Source organism: Ureibacillus thermosphaericus (genome assembly GCF_012396605.1).
GTDB lineage: Bacteria > Bacillota > Bacilli > Bacillales_A > Planococcaceae > Ureibacillus > Ureibacillus thermosphaericus.
In genome coordinates this window covers 1-17,305 of sequence record NZ_JAAXPW010000047.1, presented here as the reverse complement: position 1 = coordinate 17,305, position 17,305 = coordinate 1, and the positions used below count along the sequence as shown (strand labels likewise).

The window sequence follows — 17,305 nt, the reverse complement described above, 5'->3', positions numbered from 1 at the left end:
GCTTGAGCCGTGCCCGCGGAAAGCGTCGGCCGGAACGGAGAACAACGTTTTCCATAAAAAATCGTCACTTCATGAAAAATCATAAGTGACGATTTTTTATTAGCTAGGGTTTTGTCCCAAGCTCTTTTCATTGACAGTAATCTTTTTATTAACAAATCTTGAGAGTTTTAAATTATTTTATTTAGATGTAGAAAACGGAATTTTATGAATCCAACGATAAAGTATATCTTAGATAAACTTTCCTAAAGGTATTGTAATAGGTAGAAGTAGTGTACCCAGCAAAAGCATAAAAGGCACAACCTCTTCGACATTCACTGTTTCTAAGCTACCTAATACTAAAATATATCCGATCAATAATCCAACAGAATTTGCAATTATACTAATAATGAATACTGAAATAGCTGAAACTTTCCATCTATGTCTGTTAGATAATGTAGATTTTTTTGAAAAATAGAAACCAACGTATCCAAAGGTAGGGATGATAGCAATTAAATAAGCTATATAAGTCCATCGACTACCAAATACATTGTAAAGACCGCCATATAAACCACTCAATCCATTAATACAAATGAAAGGAACTACAAAAGCTGTAATCACTCCAACTATAATACCTTTAATTATACTGATAAATATCAATTTTTATCTTCCTCCCGTAATTGAAAAATAGAACATTAAAAAATGTAGTATTTATCAATCTATATAAATCAATTATCAGTTTTATTATTGTAGGTATTTAAAGGTGTATTTTGCAATAGAAAAGTGCAGAGAAATGCAATTAAAAATGCAGAGGTTTGCCACCCATTTAATTCCTTTTCGACAATGCGTGGGACAGTCTATAGCTCTCGCCATGAAAAGAGATGATATGGGCGTGATGAATTAGCCTGTCCACTAACGCTGCTGTTAATCGAGAATCTGTAAAGATCCGGTTCCATTGAGGGAATCCATCGTGCTTTCCAGTGATACGGACACTACCTACACGAGTTATTTTTAGTGTCACATCGTAATCAATTGCAGGAGCAAGTGGTACTAATGGATTTGCTACACTACATTTACATTTTAGGTATAAACAATCGTGATGAAATGGTGGATATTGGAACCACGCAAAATCGTTCTGAAAACGCGTTCCGTCTCATCAAATTGTTGGATACAAAAGGAAATGAACTTCATTTACTGACGAATCGTTTTGATATGGATGCAGATGAAATCGCCGAAATCTATAAGTCACGTTGGGCCATTGAACTCTTTTTCAAATGGATGAAACAACACTTGAATATCAAGAAGTTCTACGGCCACAGTGAACAAGCCGTACACAACCAAGTATACGTATCGATGATTGTATACTGTTTAAATGTGTTAGCTCAGTTGAACACGAATAGTGACCGAAGTACGTTACAAATAAGTCGATATTTGAAAGCAGCTTTATGGAAATCTGCACACATTTGGTTACGGAAAATCGAAGGGAAGAGCGTTCCTTAAAGGTTGATTTGTCGTTGTTGCACTCGTCTTAAGTTATAGGTAAAAAATGGATGTTTACTACCTTTATTTAGGTGCTTTTGTTTTTCGCTAATATTCCAGAAAAATAAAATCTGAAATTTCAAAACTTATTTATGCGACGCTAGTGATATTATCTTAATGTTAAGAAATGGGGGGATACAAAATATAATCCCCCTAAAATTAAAATACACAAGGCCATCAACAATTGTTATTTGTAACATCTAGTTAACGCTTAATTTTCTAAGTGACAATATTTTTCGGTTAAATATAAAAACTATGAAACGTTGTCTGTAAATTGTAGAAACAAGAAGATGTATTGGAAATCATTAATCTTTAAAGGATTAGATTATTCAAAAATAAATTGTTGTTCAATCATAGTGTTTTCACTTCACCCAATATGCACTATGTCACTATACTTTAAACCATTTAAAATTTTTGCTTTAAAGTGTTTTTATTTACTGAATTCATAGCCATTCGTTTTTATACTTTTGATCCATTAATAATGAAGGGATAAAGCTATTCTAAATTAAGGTTTGCCAATTCTTTTATGTTTGGACACACTTTTTAGGTCGGAATTTTGTCCCTTCCACCTTTCGGTAAATCCCTTTTTAATTTTTAATCATCTTGTTCATTCTTCTCCTCTTGAAACCATGAGAGGCTTATTTCATACATTTCTAAATAAGGATGTAAATGCCACTGATCTTCTTCCGATAGTTTAGCTGAACCTTTTTAAAAAATATAACAGATTCTTTTTTATTTTCCGATTATACGAATGCCATTCTTTTTTTGTACTCATCCTCAGACATCATCCAAAATCAATAAACCCAGCGAGTTTTTGGCAAGTAGAAATTTAGTTTGCCATAAACACCATACTGTAAAGATGAACTGATATCTCAATAGTGGAAATTGGAAAATAATATGTAAAAATATAAGCTACTTAACGTAAAAAGCCAAGTTAGCTCAAAGAAATACACGTAATTCAATTAACCGTATTTATTGTTCATTCAATGATCACAACCGGTTCAAACAACCAATCTCTTGATTTGTAATTATTATCATCTCTATTTATAACCTCCCGAGTGATGCCATTTTCAATTAATAAATCTCTAAACCTTTTGCTCAGAAATACAGGTCTATACGCCCAGCTTCCATTAGATTTCAACTCTTTCATGATATTTATATCTTTAATAGGATATTGTTCAAGATCCCTTTTATTATAGTGATATGGATAATCAATCCGTCCTCTAATGTTACACGTTTGACATCGTTCTTCCGGTTCCGTAATAAAATAATAATGTTTCATTTCGGAACTCCATGATGGAAGAACATTTGTAGGAATCACTTGAAATACGGGCTGTGCAGGCTTTTTACCGCTATGTATCACCTCTCTCAATTCGTACCCTGTTATTTCCCACTCTTTCATTAAATACGCCATTTTCTCCGATACAACCCAGTAATCGACACCGACATTGACCATATATCGATCCCCCACTTTTGAAGTATCCATGACTAAAGGGGAAGTCTGAACTTTTTCCTGAATGCCGCAAGATGGGCAAATCGTCTTCCATTTAATTCCATCCTTTTTGTGTTCTAAAAACGCTTTTGATGAATTACCTGTAGAAACCAACCTAAAAAAAGGCAATCGTTCAAAATCTAAATAATTAAACCTGCAAGAAAATGATTCACCACATGAAATCTGGTATTCTTTTTTTAAATGAGAAGTGATATAAGAAATTGTATCTATTCCTACCTTTCCGTTGAGTCGGATTGGAACCTGAAGATATACTTCAGTCCCCATTTTCGGCTTATCCGGAAAGTTTAATGAAATATCAAATTTTCCAAAAAGTCTTTCGAGTTCACTTTTTAAAGAATATTCAACAAAAAAATCTATACATACATAAATATCCATACAGAAACATCCTCTTTTATAAGATTATGGGAAAGAGTGAGTCAAATTATATACTACCCACTCCACCCAAAAAACTACTATAATTTTAATAACAAAGACAGTATTTATTACTTAGCTTTATATTGTTTAGTTTTAGAAAATTGATACAAAAATTCCCATACTGGATCGCCAGTTTCATTCCAAAGTTCTTTATAAGCACATCCAAAAAAACATGATTCATAAATTCTACTTTTGTTGTTTCATATACAATCATGCGAAAAATTACAGCAGTCAATTATATTTTTTCTTAAATTTTACAAATTTATTATATAAATGCAAATTAGTGAATTATGATTTTCATAATTTATCCAAAAAATAAAAAGCATCCACAGTTCATGAACAGAGATGCTTTTTACATAATTTTCCACTTGCATTAAAATCTTTCCTTAATCTCCCCCACCTCGGCAGCCAACATCACCGCCAGCTTCATGCGGGCTTTTTTGCTGTCGTAGTCGCGGCCGAGGATGGCGCCTTTCTTTTGCAAGTCGTAGGCAGTGCCTGGAGTGTCGTACACCACTTTGACGTTTCCTTCCGCCGTGCTTGTTGTCACCACCACGATGACGCCTTTTTCAATGGCATATTGCACTTGTTCTGCAACGGCCGGGTGGACTTGGCCTCGGCCGAACGCTTCAAGGACAATGCCTTTTGCTCCCGTCTCCACCGCATACTTAATCAAGCGGCCATCGGAGCCCAATGAACATTTGATGATTTCCACATAAGGCAATGCAGACTTCAGCTCATACGTTTCCCTTTTCACCGCTTTCCCGTAAAGGATGACTTCTTCCTCATCCACATACCCCAAATGGCCGAACCCCGGCGCGTTGAAGCCGTCCACGTTGGAGGCGTGGCACTTCTTCACATAGCGGGCAGGCAAAATCTTTTCGTTGAACAACACAACCGCGCCCAAGTTTCTCGCTTCATCACTTGCAGCCAAAATGATGGCTTGGCGCAAGTTGGAAAAGGCATCCGTTCCGATCGTAGCCGGGCTTCGTTGGGCGCCTGTGACTACAATCGGCCGCTCGTCTCCAATCGTCAAATCCAGAAAATACGTCGTTTCCTCCAGCGTATCCGTTCCGTGGGTCACGACCACTCCTGCCACTTCTTGATTCTCAAACACCTTCTCAATTTTTTCTTTTAACTGAATTAAATGATCAAAGGTCATTTCATTGCTTGGCAAATGAAAAAGGGTTTCTACATTTAATTCAATATAAGTTGGCAATTCGCATTGTTTGGCCAAATCTTCCCCCGTCATCATGCCGGATGTGAGGAGACCCGTTTCAGGATTCACGCCGCTAGCAATCGTGCCGCCCGTACTGATCAAAACCACTTTCTTTTTCATTTTTTGCACTCCTAAACTCTCAATTTATAAACGTTCATTTATCAAAATAAACCATTGTTACAAGAACTTCAACTGTCGCACGTCCAAAGAAAAACCCCCTGCAGCTGCCAAGGGAATTATTTCAAATCAAGCTGCATTTTCTCTCCCGGTTTAAATGCAAAAAAAGAGCGAATGACAACACTCCATGATCTTCTCCACTCACTCTTTCCTTCCATTCCCTATTTCTTATCCTTCCAAAATCAATTTTTCCAATTCCAACGGCTCGATATATTCGCCATTTTTGTAGGCGCGCATGTTGCCGCCGGAAATTTCGTCGATCAACATGATTTCATTCGTTTCTTTATCACGGCCGAATTCGAATTTAATATCGTAAAGTTCGATGCCTTTTTTCGCCAATTCTTCTTTTACAATGCCGGCGATTTTTTGTGTAAGTTCTTTTAACACTTTGTATTCCGTTTTGGATAAAATGCCAAGCATGTCCAACGCATCTTCGCTGATTGGCGGGTCTTCCCGTTCATCGTCTTTGATTGTCACTTCCACAAAGGCATCAAGAGGTTGCCCTTCTTGTGCATATAAACCATATCGACGTAAGAAACTTCCCACTGCACGGAAGCGGCAAATCACTTCCAACCCTTTGCCGAATGTTTCCGCCGGTTTCACTTTCATCGTCTTTTTATCGATATCTGCTTCAATAAAATGCGTTGGGATGCCTTTTTCATTAAGCAATTCGAAGAAATATTTCGTCAATTTCAATCCTGCAAGTCCGGCACCTTCAATTGTCAATCCCACCGTGTTGGCACCTGGGTCAAATACCCCGTCAACGCCTGTTACGTCATCTTTGAATTCCAATAAATAGTTGCCATCTTCCAATTCGTAAACATTTTTCGTTTTACCAGTGTAAATGTGCTTCATGTCAAGTCTCCTTCTTCTTTTAGCCTTTTCATCGATAGAACTGATGCTGTCTTTATAATAAATCAAACAAAGTTTATCGGACAAGAGTGCCTCTTTTATTAATTACAATTTCTTCATTATTATAGCGATGAGGCCGATGAATCTAAAAGCTGCTGTCTTGTGACATACACCGTTTTACCGCCGTGGATCAAATAAAAAGACTACCCGGAAAGTCCTTCTCTCCGGATAGCACGATTAGCTGACATTTTTATTTATCTTCTCTCAACAAATACTGATTTCCATCTTGGTCATAGAAAGTGAACATCGAACCATAAGGGAATTTTTGGAGTTCATCCACCTTTACGCCATTATTTTTTTATCGCTCATACGCTTCTTCAATGTTCGGTGTGCTGAAAAGGAGGGTTGGATGAGCGACATTTTCCGGTTTTTGTTTCTTCATCAATGCTTTTGAGTATAGCACCAATGTCGCAAAATCATTTTCAGGCCCCACCTCAATCCACGCCATCCCAGGCCCCATCGGCTGTTCGAATTTCAATACAAACCCTACTTTGTTAATCCAAAAATCTTTTGCCTGTTCCTGATCTTCAACATAGATTGTGATTTTTCCAATTTGGATCATCGAGATTCTCCTTTTACGTTTTTTCATTTCATTATGCCATAAAAATGGATTGGCTAAGTATTTTTCAAACTGAATATTTTCCTATAAATATGTTTTTTTCCTATATAATATAACCATGATTTGATTCCAGGTTTATAATATATATAAAGAAATCAATGAGGAGGCTATCATGGAAAATGAATATGTTGTTGGTTGGGGCACTTTGGCGTTGATCAATGCAGGGCTTGCCCAAGGAAAAAACCGCTCTGGATTGAACTGGTTCTTGATTTCACTTTTATTGGGACCATTGGCCACATTGCTTTTATTGTTTGCAGAAAAGAGATAATTTTTTCAAAAGACGATGATTTGTAACTCAACAGTAGTATCTTTTGGTAATCATATTTTACTATTCACAAAGAGATATAATCTGCGCTTATCTCCCTATTTTCTTATGTCGAAAAATGGAAATCTATTTACATTAAATAGTAGTATTTCCTATATTGCTGAATATACTCTCTGCTATTATCTTTATTTTTAAGTATATGGATACGCTTCCATGTACGAAATTCAAACAAAGGGGGATTATTATTGAAAGCTGCAGTTGTTTCAAAAGAAAAAACGGTGAGTGTGGTGGACAAACAATTACGTCCGCTTAAACATGGTGAAGCTTTGGTACAGATGGAATATTGCGGAGTTTGCCACACAGATTTGCACGTGAAAAACGGGGATTTTGGGGATGTCACAGGTGTTGTTCTTGGCCATGAAGGCGTTGGAAAAGTCGTTGAAGTGGCTGAAGGGGTCACTTCCTTAAAAATCGGCGACCGGGTAGCCATTCCTTGGTTATACGAAAGCTGTGGCCATTGCGAGTATTGCACAACAGGAAGAGAAACGTTGTGCCGAAATGTAAAAAATGCCGGCTATACGGTTGACGGAGCCATGGCGGAACAGGCAATCGTGGTTGCCAATTATGTGGTAAAAGTGCCTGACAACTTGGATCCGGCAGCTGCCACTTCCATTACATGCGCCGGAGTGACAACATATAAAGCGGTAAAAGTGTCGGATATCCGGCCTGGGCAATGGATTGGCGTATTTGGCATTGGCGGTTTAGGAAGCCTGGCTGTCCAATATGCGAAAAATGTATTTGGCGCAAGAGTAGTCGCATTCGATATTAATGACAATAAATTGGCCTTTGCAAAAGAAATGGGAGCAGATGTCACGGTGAATTCGTTAAAAGAAAATCCGAAAGAAAAAGTCATTGAAATCACAGATGGAAAAGGATTGGACGCTTGCGTTGTGACAGCTGTGGCGAAAGCACCATTCAACCAGGCTGTAGATGTCGTAAAAGCAGGCGCCCGGGTTGTTGCAGTTGGTTTGCCTGTTGATAAAATGGATCTTGATATTCCTCGCCTTGTGCTGGACGGCATTCAAGTGGTCGGTTCCCTCGTCGGTACCCGCCAAGATTTGAAAGAAGCGTTCCAATTTGCAGCTGAAGGAAAAGTAGTACCTAGAGTAACCCTCCGAAAACTTGAAGAAATCAATGATATCATGGAAGAAATGGAGCAAGGAAAGTTCACTGGTCGAATGGTGATCGACTTTACGAACTAAAAAATAAAAGGAAGGAGCAGTCTCTTTTGGACATGCTCCTTTTTAAATTTCGAAGAATTTGGCGGGCAGAAGACGGTTTGCCTCTTTGGTTGGCGAATATGTTCGTTGATCTGGCGATTATTCTTGCCTGGTTGGCGATTATTCTTCCCAACTTGGCGATTATCGGGTTCTGCCGAAACGTTTTTTTCCTTTGGCGATTATGTTCCTCTATTCGGCGATTATCCTTGCCTGGTTGGCGATTATTCTTCCCAACTTGGCGATTATCGGCTCTTCGCAAGTTTTATAGAAGTCCTTTCTAGCCCCTACACCCCTCTTTTATTCCCCCACACAAGGGTATGGAGTTGCGGCAGTACTTTCACGTTTTGTAATTCCTCATCGGCCATTACTTTGTTAATGAGACTTTCATATTTTTTCAGTAAGTGGCTAACGAGTTTCGTTTGATCTTTTGTAGTTGTGTCATCATTGCCAACCTGTAAGAAAAATGGAATAGTCGGATATCTTAAATGTACTTTTTTTGCATATTCATAATCTTCCTCATCAAATACAACGACTTTCAATGAAATGTGCTGGTTGCCGTTTCGGGCATTTAGCTTATCTATGATTTCAGTAAGCACCGTAAAATCCGTTTTCATCCCAGAACTTGGCGGTTTAGGGGAAATCGTTAATTCATCGATTTCATACAGCCAATCTTGCCATCTGCTCCCTTGCGTTTCAACGCCAATTCTTATATCATTTTCCTTTAAAATCCGAACTAATGCCTCTAGATGACGAATCAATACAGGATTCCCACCGGAAATGGTAACAAAAGAAAATCCATTTCCTCCTAACCTCTTTAACTCAGTCCAAATCTCTTCCGCCGTCATTTGCTTAATCAAACTTTTGCCGCTGCCGTCCCAAGTAAAGGCAGAATCACACCAGGAACAGGAATAGTCACAACCTGCCGTGCGGACAAACATCGTCTTTTGCCCTATGACCATCCCTTCCCCTTGGATGGTCGGTCCAAAAATCTCGATGACGGCGATTTTACTCATCTTCCATCCACTCCCGTCTAGCTTCTGCATAACTTGTAGGAGTCTCATAGAGTCGAATAAATTCTACCCGCGCCCCGTCAAAACCTTTCTCCTGCAACGCTTCCGCCAATTTTTCATAAATCCAAACGACCATATTCTCAGCCGTTGTGTTCATCGGGGGCAACGTTTCATTTAAATAGCGATGATCCAAATAGATTTCAATTTTTTCTTTCCATATTTCTTTAAAATCGCCAAAATCAATCACCAATCCCCGATCGTCCGGATAGCCGCTGACGCCCAGTACCACTTTGTACGTATGGCCATGTAGATTTTTACATTTCCCATCATATGCATGTAAATGATGAGCAGCGTCAAAAGTAAACTCCTTGCTGACGAGCACACGCTTCGAGTGATATCTCAACTGGTCTCTTTGAATATCTTCATCTAGTTTTTGAAGCTTATCAACAATTCTAAAATCTAACATGTGAAGCACCCTTTCTAGAACGCAAATACTCATCAAGACCTCTTTTTCTCAACTTACATGCTGGACATTCTCCACAGCCATCTGCAATGATTCCGTTATAGCAAGTCAATGTATTATTTCGTACAAAATCAAGCACACCTAATTTGTCTGCCAGTTCCCATGTTTGTGCTTTCGTTAACCACATGAGCGGCGTATGAATGACAAACGTATCATCCATCGCTAAATTCATTGTTACATTCAACGATTTGATAAAAACATCACGGCAATCAGGATAGCCACTAAAATCCGTTTCACATACGCCTGTTACGATATGCTTTGCTCCTACTTGGCTAGCTAACACCCCTGCAAAGGAAAGGAATAGCAAATTGCGCCCCGGCACAAAGGTAGAAGGAAGCTCGCCATCTTTCCCTTCCTCAACTTCGATATCATCTCGTGTTAGTGCGTTTGGAGCTAGCTGATTTAAAAGGGACATATCAAGAATGTGATGCTTTACCCCTACTTCCTTTGCGATTTCCTTTGCACATTCAATTTCCAATCGATGTCTTTGACCATAATCAAACGTCACAGCTTCCACTTCTTTAAACTGTTCTTTTGCCCAAAACAAACATGTCGTGCTGTCTTGTCCACCACTAAATACGACGATTGCTTTTTCTTCTTTTAATATCATTAAAGACACTCCTTCATAAAGAAAAAAACAGCATCCTAAGAAGGAAATGCTGTTTCTTCTTAGTTTTTTATAGAGGGTAGCTAAGAACCTCTGTTATTCAATTTATCGATTATCCACTTTTTCTGGATATAAATCATGATTCATTAAACGGTAATTTGCCATTTCTTCATATTTCGTTCCAGGTCTTCCGTAGTTGCACCATGGATCGATTGAAATTCCCCCGCGCGGAGTAAATTTCCCCCACACTTCAATATATCTTGGATCTAATAATTCAATTAAATCATTCATAATGATATTTACGCAGTCTTCATGAAAATCTCCATGATTTCGAAAACTGAATAAATATAATTTCAGCGATTTGCTTTCCACCAATTTTTTATCCGGAATATAAGAAATATAAATCGTTGCAAAATCCGGCTGCTGTGTAAGCGGACATAGACTAGTAAATTCAGGACAATTGAATTTTACAAAATAATCCCGATTGACATGTAAATTATCCACTGCTTCCAATACTTCTGGCGCATATTTTGTTGGATATGACGTCTTTTGATTACCGAGCAGCGTCAAATCCTTTAAACCATCTTCTAATTTGCGACTAGACATAAAAAAAACCTCCTTGCAAAATGTTTCCCAACATTTTCAAGAGAGGTAAACCCAATTCATTCTATTAAAACTGATGAAATATTATTGTTTCATAGTTTTTTATAGAGGGTTATGCTATGAACCTCTCCCGTTCTAGTCGGGTATTCAACTTTACTTAGTAATATTATAGAATATAGTGAAAAAGGTCAAATTTTTTTAGAAAGTTTATTAAAAAAGCAATGAGATAATCAATGGATTGCCATTTCAAATCTCAATTATCCCACCACTGATTCGCTTAAAGCCGCGCAATTTCCCTAGCTCCTCCACAAAACGGAGGCATGCAAGATCTTTCGCTTTTGCTTCAATCATAATATCTGCAGATTTTCCGAAATCCTTTAAGGCTTTAATTAATGGAAAAGCAAAATCCATATCAACATAATCCGCATGTGCCCGTAACATTTTTTCAGATTTTGGTGATGATAAATGAAATTTCGGAACTTTCCCTGTATGTTCCCAAGTCGCAAAAATCCTTGGCAACAACTCTTCTAATTCACAGTCTCCTTTATTTACTATATAGTGATGGTAATCAAATACAAAAGGTACTTTTAATTTTTCACAAATGGCTAATGTCTCTTCTGCTGTATAGGTTTTATCATCATTTTCCAAAGTCGTTTGCATGCGAATTGTTGAATCTAATTTTTGGAAGTTTTGATAAAATCGGGAAATAGATGCATCTTTATCCCCGTAAGCTCCTCCTACATGGATATTTAACATTGCCTCTTTTTCTAGCCCCATTGCTTGCAACATTTTAAAATGATAGGTCATATCCACAATGGCATTGTTTGTCACATGAGCTTGTTTACTTGTGAATAAAGTAAACTGTCCTGGGTGAAAGCTGACCCGCATTCCATAATTTCGAACCATTTCTCCGATTTCTTTAAAAAGATGTTCAAACGGGGAGATAAACTCCCAATCCACTTCCGGATGTGCAGCTAATGGAATGAGAGATGAAGACATTCGGTACACTAGTATTCCGTGGGCAATATTGTAATGGAGAATGCGAATTGTATTTTTTAAATTTCGCTCCGTGATGGTTAATAATTTCTCGGCTCTACTTGTTTCATCGAGTTTTTTCCAGTTGGTAAAAGTAATTGTATGTGAAGGAGACGCTTCCCACAATGGGAGTGCCATTGAAACATAACCAAATCGAAGTATCATCTGTACACCATCCTAAAAAAGAATGATGAGGATAGTGTTTGTCAATGGAGAACGATACATACATCATGAAAGGAGGATTATGAAATCTGACAATAGTGATTACCCCACTATTTCTTTTCGTTTCTATAAATTTCATTCGAGATACTTCCAATTCATTGACGAAATGAGATGAGGAAAGTTTGAAAAAATTATCCCATTCCATAATTTTATTTAAATCGTTGCAATAAATTCAATTTGAACAATTGATTTTGAATAATAACTAGAATTACTAATAATTCTCTAAAAAAATCTTGTATTGATTACCTATGAAATTTTTTAATAATACCATCTTCTCTTTTGTATCTATTACTTCAAATGGAATAAATACTTCATGCTTTTTTAATTTAAATGTTCTCATTTGCCCGATATCAAAATTTAAAATCTTTTGTATCTCCTTTTGGACGATTTTTCCTTTCGCAGATTCAGGATTTCCAGGATCAACATGCAAAATTAAACAACGATATCTTTTATCACCATTCAAAGTTGCAAATTTTTTAGAAGCACCTCTAATGGTAATTGGTTTATATCCTAATGATAAACTCTTATTAGCAATAGTACATTCGATAAAACCTAAGCTATTTAAGTATTTATGTAGTTCACCAAATACGAGTAATTCTTTCATTATTCTCCGCTCCATTAAATTTTTATTTTTTATGATAAATCAATTGAACAACTCCCGATGGAAACGTCTTTGCTTCTACAAGTTTTAGTGCTACTCTATGTTGAATATCAATAAACAATGGTTTCCCCGCTCCTAGAATAATTGGATGGACTGATAAACGATATTCGTCAACTAAATCATGATTAACAAATGTTGTAATGAGACTGGCTCCTCCATATAACCAAATATCTTTCCCAGGTTTATTTTTTATTTTCTTTACTTCTTCTACTACATTGTCGTTGATGTACTTAGCCTTCCCATCAGCACTTTGTTGTGTTCTAGAAAACACATATTTCTCTTTACTTTCGATTATTTCCCACATTTCTATTTCTTCTGCGCTTGCATTTTCTCCAGGTGAATATTGTCCCCACAATTCATAACTTTTTCTTCCGTAAAAAATCGTATCGATTTGATGGAGAAATTCCGTAAAGTTCATTTCTGGTTCCATAATGCACCAATCGATTTCCCCATTCTTCCCTTCTATAAAGCCATCCAACGTCACTGCTAAATCTAGTATAATCTTTCTTTGGTTTTGCATCGTTTTCCCTCTCTTCCTTAGATTTTCGATTGGAAAACTACTATATCATACGCTTGAACTTTATTGTCAAATATCTCCTTGATAGTGACAAAATCTTATGTTAGCATGATTGATTTTTCTAAGATTTGACGAATGATCCTCGTTGAAGTTTCATTTTCATCTAGACAAAACTTACAGTTGGACTAAAGAAGACAAAAGGCAAAAAGCGAATTGGAATCACTCCAATCCGCCTTAAATAAATTGCCATAATACCTCATTAAATCGATCCCGTTCTTCCCAAAACGTTCCATGGCCGCTATATTGGAAAGGAACGACCTTCGAATTTGGTATGAGTTCATTGAGTTCTTGAGCTTGTGCAAAAGGGATTACTTTATCATGTATTCCATGAATGATTAACGTAGGCACATGAATTTTTGAAAGATCCGCATATAAATTTTCATCTCTTAAAGTATTAATGATTGCAATTGTCGACCAACTTGCTGCATCCAATCCCATTTTCATAAACCAATCAGAAAATTCTTTTGTAATATATTGGAAGAAAAATCCGTCGATTACTTTTTGCATCATTTTCGGTCGATCATTATATGCTAGTTGAAGAAAACTTTGTGCAGTCTCTTGTGTAAAGCCGATTGGAGCTGCACTCGCAACAAGAATTAATTTCGATACACCAAAACCATGATGACGAGACATATAACGTATTGCAATAGCTCCGCCAGTAGAATGGCCTACTAATGCAAAATTGTTTAATTTTAGAGCATCCACAACTGCACGAACATCATCAGCTAACCTGTTGTAACAATATCCTTCAAAAGGTCTATCCGATTTTCCGAAACCTCTCCAATCAATACCGATACAACGATATCCTAACATCGGCAAGACGTTATACTGATATTCAAACTGATTATGATTTAAAGGCCAACCGTGTAAAAACACAATGGTTTTCTTTCCATGAGGATTAAAATCTTCCACATATAATTTTACACCCGAATCAACAGTAACAAAATAGCCCATGCATACCCTCCCGTAATTCAGTCTCGGAATAGGATATTCAGGGCTGAAAATATAGGTGAATCTCTTAGAAAGTAAAGAAACAATTTTATTTTATGCTCGCAAAATTTTTTCCATCGCTTTTCCTTTTGCCAATTCATCGATCAGTTTATCCAAATAACGAATTTCCTGCATCAAAGGTTCTTCAATCTCTTCTACCCGCACTCCACAAATAACACCTTTGATGAGTTTACGATTAGCATTTAATTGAGGAGCTTCATTAAAGAATGTTTCAAAATCTGACTCTTTTTCTATTTGCGCCTCTAATTCTTCTTGGCTATATCCAGTTAACCAACGAATAATTTCATCTACTTCTTCTTTTGTACGACCTTTTTTCTCTGCTTTCTGAATATAAAGAGGATATACACTTGAAAATTTCATCTTATAAATCCGATTGTTTTTCATCACATGCTACTCCTTTTCTTCAGGCGAAATATTTTTTTCATTATATCGAAGTTCGAAATGAATAAACAGCCGCAACTTCCATACAGTTAGTTCCAACAAATTATTCCAATCAAATACCCTAAAACTGCTAAACCAATTCCTCCACCGTAAGTGATTATTATGTACAAAAGAAAATGCTTTTTATTCTTTAAATAAAATTGAATGAGTTCTAATTTCAATGTTGAAAAGGTTGTAAATGCCCCAAGAAATCCTGTCCCTAAAAGTAAGAGCAAGGTTTCATTTGCTTTTGCACCCGTGATGATGCCTAATAGAAACGCTCCTAATAAATTTACAGTCATTGTTCCAAAGGGCAGTGACTCTTGTTTATTTAAAACTTTAGCAATGGCAAATCGAGAGATAGCGCCTAGAAAACCCCCAATTCCCACGTATACGAAATGCATCAACAAGTCGAATCAACCTCCTTACTGCCTTTAAAACCTAATCGGCTCATAACCAATCCACCGATAATACTTACTAAAACATAAAGCACTCCTAACAAATAATGCTGATTCTCAAACAACTCAATCGTTTCGACGCTCAATGTAGAAAAAGTTGTAAATGAACCGACATACCCTGTACTAATTGCAGTTGCTATGATTGGCGATACAGAAATTCTGTTGAATAATGATGTAGTCAACCAAGCTAATAAATAACTTCCAACTAAGTTGACGATAAGTGTAGCCCAAGGAAACACGCTATTAGTCATGAAGGTGATTCCGATGAAATATCTAGAAATGGCACCTAGTGCACCTGCAATGCCGACATACATATAAACCATTTGATTTTCCTCCTTTCCATAAAAAAACTCCTGCTCGTGATAGGGAAATTCCATATCACCAGCAGGAGTCATCAGCCAACTTCGGCGGTTAAAGGTGAACTCCATCACCTATTGTACTTATTTGGTAATTAACTTATAACATGATATCATACATTTTTCAATTATTTTGTACGATAGGATAAATTCTGTTTTGGCGTATAGATATCCTTAGCTCGTGCGGATAATCTACATACTGGTGCGTTTAGCTTCTTCGCTTGTACGGATAATCACTCGGCTTGTGCGTTTACCTTCTTTGCTCGTGCATATAGCTACTCAGCTTGTACAGTGCAGTTACCTTCTTAACTCGCGCACATAGTCGTGCATATACTCTCAGCTCGTGCACATAATCCACTCCCTTGTGCGTTTAATCCTTTAACTAGTGTGGATAATTTCTCAACTCATGTGAATAGTTTCATTACTCGTGCATAAAAACTTCCTTCTTGTGCGGATAACTACAATTCTTGTGTAGATAATACATCCTTTTGTTCAGATACGTTCCCAACTTGTGTGGATGATTATTTAGCTTGTGCATATAGCATCCTGACTTGTGCACATCCCCTTATACTTGTGCATTTCACTTCGTAACTCGTGTATAAAAATTCTAGTGTAACTAGGTTGTGTAAATTATGTTCCCTATCCAACCTCCACTAGATTAAGAGAATTTTTCTATTTAAAATTCATCCTAAATTTGTAATTTCTCAAAATTGGGAATAAAATCAATTTTATAGCATTAATTATTCATCGAGTTCTTAAATAAAAAAGGAGTGCAAGAAATGAAAGCTCAAGTCATTCAAACTTTTGGTAATCCATCCGTCTTTCAAATTCAAGATCTTCCCACACCTGAAGTCATTCCTGGCCATGTGCTCATCCAAGTAAAAGCAACGAGTGTCAATCCCATTGATACAAAAGTTCGCTCTGGTTTCGTTCCCGCTGTTGCTCCTGAATTTCCAGCTGTATTACATGGAGATGTAGCTGGAGTCGTTTGTGCAGTTGGTGAAGGGGTCTCAAAATTTCAAGTAGGAGATGAAGTTTACGGCTGTGCCGGTGGATTTAAAGGAACTACAGGGGGAGCGTTGGCAGAGTACATGCTGGCCGATGCTGATTTACTTGCCCATAAACCAAAAAATTTATCAATGGAAGAAGCTGCTGCTATACCGCTTGTTGCCATCACCGCTTGGGAAGCATTGTTCAATCGAGGAAAGCTGGCTCCTGGACAAAACATATTAATCCATGCAGCAACAGGCGGTGTGGGACATGTTGCCATCCAACTGGCAAAATGGGCTGGTGCGAAAGTCTACTCAACTGCCTCTTCAAAAGAAAAGCTTGAAATCGGCGCTCGTCTTGGGGCTGATGTAACAATCAACTATCTGGAAGAAAGCGTCCAAGATTATGTACAAAAATATACGAATGGTAAAGGTTTTGACATCGTATTTGACACAGTTGGAGGGGAGAACTTAGACCGCTCTTTTGAAGCAGCTGCTTTACACGGAACAGTTCTAGCAATTGCTGCTCGTTCTACCCATGACCTCTCCCCACTACATTCGAAAGGATTATCACTTCACGTAACGTTTATGTTATTAAAAATCTTAAACAAAGAATCACGAAAAGAATATGGTGAAATTTTAGAGAAGATTACAAATATCATTGAAGATGGAAAACTTCGTCCGCTTCTTGATCCAAACATTTTCACATTTGATGAAGTCTCCAATGCCCATGAACACTTAGAATCCGGTAAAGCAATTGGAAAAATTGTTTTAGTAAATAAATGGTAAGATAAAAAGAGGTTGGGACATAAGTATTTTTCAACCTCAAAAATAAGGGGTGAGTTGTTTGAAACAGCTCACCCTTTTACAATTTCATCCAATTCATGAGGGTTTTACACCCCTCGTAGTGCATATTTTC

The 17,305-nt window shown here is 37.3% G+C and carries 20 protein-coding genes, 1 pseudogene and 3 riboswitches; of the genes and pseudogenes, 4 read left to right on the top strand and 17 right to left on the bottom strand.

Annotated elements, in window-relative coordinates; genetic code table 11:
- Positions 1-228: 228 nt before the first annotated feature.
- Both HF990_RS13830 and HF990_RS13825 read right to left on the bottom strand, forming a co-directional pair.
- Positions 229-636: a hypothetical protein gene (locus HF990_RS13830; protein WP_168412828.1), complete on the bottom strand. Its 408-nt coding sequence runs from the start codon at positions 634-636 to the stop codon at positions 229-231.
- Between the two features lie 166 nt (positions 637-802).
- Positions 803-997: an ATP-binding protein gene (locus HF990_RS13825; RefSeq protein WP_408057512.1), complete on the bottom strand. Its 195-nt coding sequence runs from the start codon at positions 995-997 to the stop codon at positions 803-805.
- Positions 998-1,074: 77 nt separating this feature from the next.
- On the opposite strand from HF990_RS13825, the pseudogene HF990_RS13820 reads away from it, so the two are divergent.
- Positions 1,075-1,476, top strand: a pseudogene (locus HF990_RS13820) (transposase); the annotation flags it as partial.
- Between the two features lie 1,018 nt (positions 1,477-2,494).
- Here the strand turns inward: HF990_RS13820 and HF990_RS15160 are convergent.
- From HF990_RS15160 to HF990_RS13795, 4 genes are all read right to left on the bottom strand, one after another.
- Complete coding sequence (locus tag HF990_RS15160) at positions 2,495-3,403, bottom strand: hypothetical protein (protein WP_247595897.1); 909 nt, start codon at positions 3,401-3,403, stop codon at positions 2,495-2,497.
- Between the two features lie 412 nt (positions 3,404-3,815).
- Entirely contained in the window at positions 3,816-4,781 is a 966-nt protein-coding gene (locus tag HF990_RS13805; protein ID WP_168412827.1) for an asparaginase, read from the bottom strand.
- 225 nt (positions 4,782-5,006) lie between these two features.
- Positions 5,007-5,693 (bottom strand): phosphoribosylaminoimidazolesuccinocarboxamide synthase, encoded by a 687-nt coding sequence (locus tag HF990_RS13800; RefSeq protein ID WP_016838203.1) that lies wholly within the window; start codon positions 5,691-5,693, stop codon positions 5,007-5,009.
- A gap of 355 nt (positions 5,694-6,048) precedes the next feature.
- Entirely contained in the window at positions 6,049-6,312 is a 264-nt protein-coding gene (locus tag HF990_RS13795; protein ID WP_016838204.1) for a VOC family protein, read from the bottom strand.
- Between the two features lie 169 nt (positions 6,313-6,481).
- On the opposite strand from HF990_RS13795, the gene HF990_RS13790 reads away from it, so the two are divergent.
- Together HF990_RS13790 and adhP are read left to right on the top strand one after the other, a co-directional pair.
- Positions 6,482-6,637: a hypothetical protein gene (locus HF990_RS13790; RefSeq protein ID WP_016838205.1), complete on the top strand. Its 156-nt coding sequence runs from the start codon at positions 6,482-6,484 to the stop codon at positions 6,635-6,637.
- A 242-nt stretch (positions 6,638-6,879) separates the two neighbouring features.
- On the top strand, positions 6,880-7,896 hold the full coding sequence (gene adhP / locus HF990_RS13785; protein ID WP_096552104.1) for an alcohol dehydrogenase AdhP: 1,017 nt from the start codon (positions 6,880-6,882) through the stop codon (positions 7,894-7,896).
- 302 nt (positions 7,897-8,198) lie between these two features.
- Here adhP and queE read toward each other — a convergent pair whose 3' ends face one another.
- The 11 genes from queE to HF990_RS13730 all read right to left on the bottom strand — a co-directional run bounded on the left by queE (position 8,199) and on the right by HF990_RS13730 (position 15,364).
- Positions 8,199-8,927 carry a 7-carboxy-7-deazaguanine synthase QueE gene (queE, locus tag HF990_RS13780; RefSeq protein ID WP_168412826.1) on the bottom strand — a complete coding sequence of 243 codons (729 nt, stop codon included), beginning with the start codon at positions 8,925-8,927 and terminating at the stop codon, positions 8,199-8,201.
- On the bottom strand, positions 8,920-9,390 hold the full coding sequence (gene queD, locus HF990_RS13775) for a 6-carboxytetrahydropterin synthase QueD (RefSeq protein ID WP_168412825.1): 471 nt from the start codon (positions 9,388-9,390) through the stop codon (positions 8,920-8,922). The genes queE and queD overlap by 8 nt, the downstream gene beginning before the upstream one ends.
- Positions 9,377-10,057: a 7-cyano-7-deazaguanine synthase QueC gene (gene queC, locus HF990_RS13770; RefSeq protein WP_168412824.1), complete on the bottom strand. Its 681-nt coding sequence runs from the start codon at positions 10,055-10,057 to the stop codon at positions 9,377-9,379. Before queC ends, queD begins: the two co-directional genes overlap by 14 nt.
- 53 nt (positions 10,058-10,110) lie before the next feature.
- Positions 10,111-10,154, bottom strand: a riboswitch (PreQ1 riboswitch).
- Between the two features lie 5 nt (positions 10,155-10,159).
- Positions 10,160-10,660, bottom strand: coding sequence for a preQ(1) synthase (queF, locus tag HF990_RS13765; RefSeq protein ID WP_016839074.1), 501 nt, complete (start codon positions 10,658-10,660; stop codon positions 10,160-10,162).
- 85 nt (positions 10,661-10,745) lie between these two features.
- Positions 10,746-10,791, bottom strand: a riboswitch (PreQ1 riboswitch).
- 112 nt (positions 10,792-10,903) lie between these two features.
- Positions 10,904-11,857, bottom strand: a complete 954-nt coding sequence (uvsE, locus tag HF990_RS13760) for a UV DNA damage repair endonuclease UvsE (protein ID WP_168412823.1) — start codon at positions 11,855-11,857, stop codon at positions 10,904-10,906.
- Between the two features lie 268 nt (positions 11,858-12,125).
- Entirely contained in the window at positions 12,126-12,518 is a 393-nt protein-coding gene (locus HF990_RS13755; RefSeq protein WP_096552115.1) for a hypothetical protein, read from the bottom strand.
- A 22-nt stretch (positions 12,519-12,540) separates the two neighbouring features.
- Complete coding sequence (locus tag HF990_RS13750; RefSeq protein WP_096552117.1) at positions 12,541-13,095, bottom strand: dihydrofolate reductase family protein; 555 nt, start codon at positions 13,093-13,095, stop codon at positions 12,541-12,543.
- A gap of 231 nt (positions 13,096-13,326) precedes the next feature.
- Complete coding sequence (locus tag HF990_RS13745; protein WP_168412822.1) at positions 13,327-14,106, bottom strand: alpha/beta fold hydrolase; 780 nt, start codon at positions 14,104-14,106, stop codon at positions 13,327-13,329.
- A 90-nt stretch (positions 14,107-14,196) separates the two neighbouring features.
- The gene (locus tag HF990_RS13740; protein WP_016839079.1) at positions 14,197-14,547 is read right to left on the bottom strand and encodes a DUF2200 domain-containing protein; all 351 of its coding nucleotides are present in this window, start codon (positions 14,545-14,547) and stop codon (positions 14,197-14,199) included.
- An 86-nt stretch (positions 14,548-14,633) separates the two neighbouring features.
- Positions 14,634-14,987, bottom strand: a complete 354-nt coding sequence (locus HF990_RS13735) for a fluoride efflux transporter FluC (RefSeq protein ID WP_026019122.1) — start codon at positions 14,985-14,987, stop codon at positions 14,634-14,636.
- A complete protein-coding gene (locus tag HF990_RS13730) occupies positions 14,987-15,364 on the bottom strand; it encodes a fluoride efflux transporter FluC (protein WP_016839081.1) in 378 nt (125 codons plus the stop codon). The genes HF990_RS13735 and HF990_RS13730 overlap by 1 nt, the downstream gene beginning before the upstream one ends.
- Before the next feature lie 55 nt (positions 15,365-15,419).
- Positions 15,420-15,482, bottom strand: a riboswitch (Fluoride riboswitch).
- A 694-nt stretch (positions 15,483-16,176) separates the two neighbouring features.
- Between HF990_RS13730 and HF990_RS13725 the strand changes: the two genes are divergently transcribed.
- Positions 16,177-17,175 carry a zinc-dependent alcohol dehydrogenase family protein gene (locus tag HF990_RS13725; protein ID WP_016839082.1) on the top strand — a complete coding sequence of 333 codons (999 nt, stop codon included), beginning with the start codon at positions 16,177-16,179 and terminating at the stop codon, positions 17,173-17,175.
- Positions 17,176-17,305: the final 130 nt, after the last annotated feature.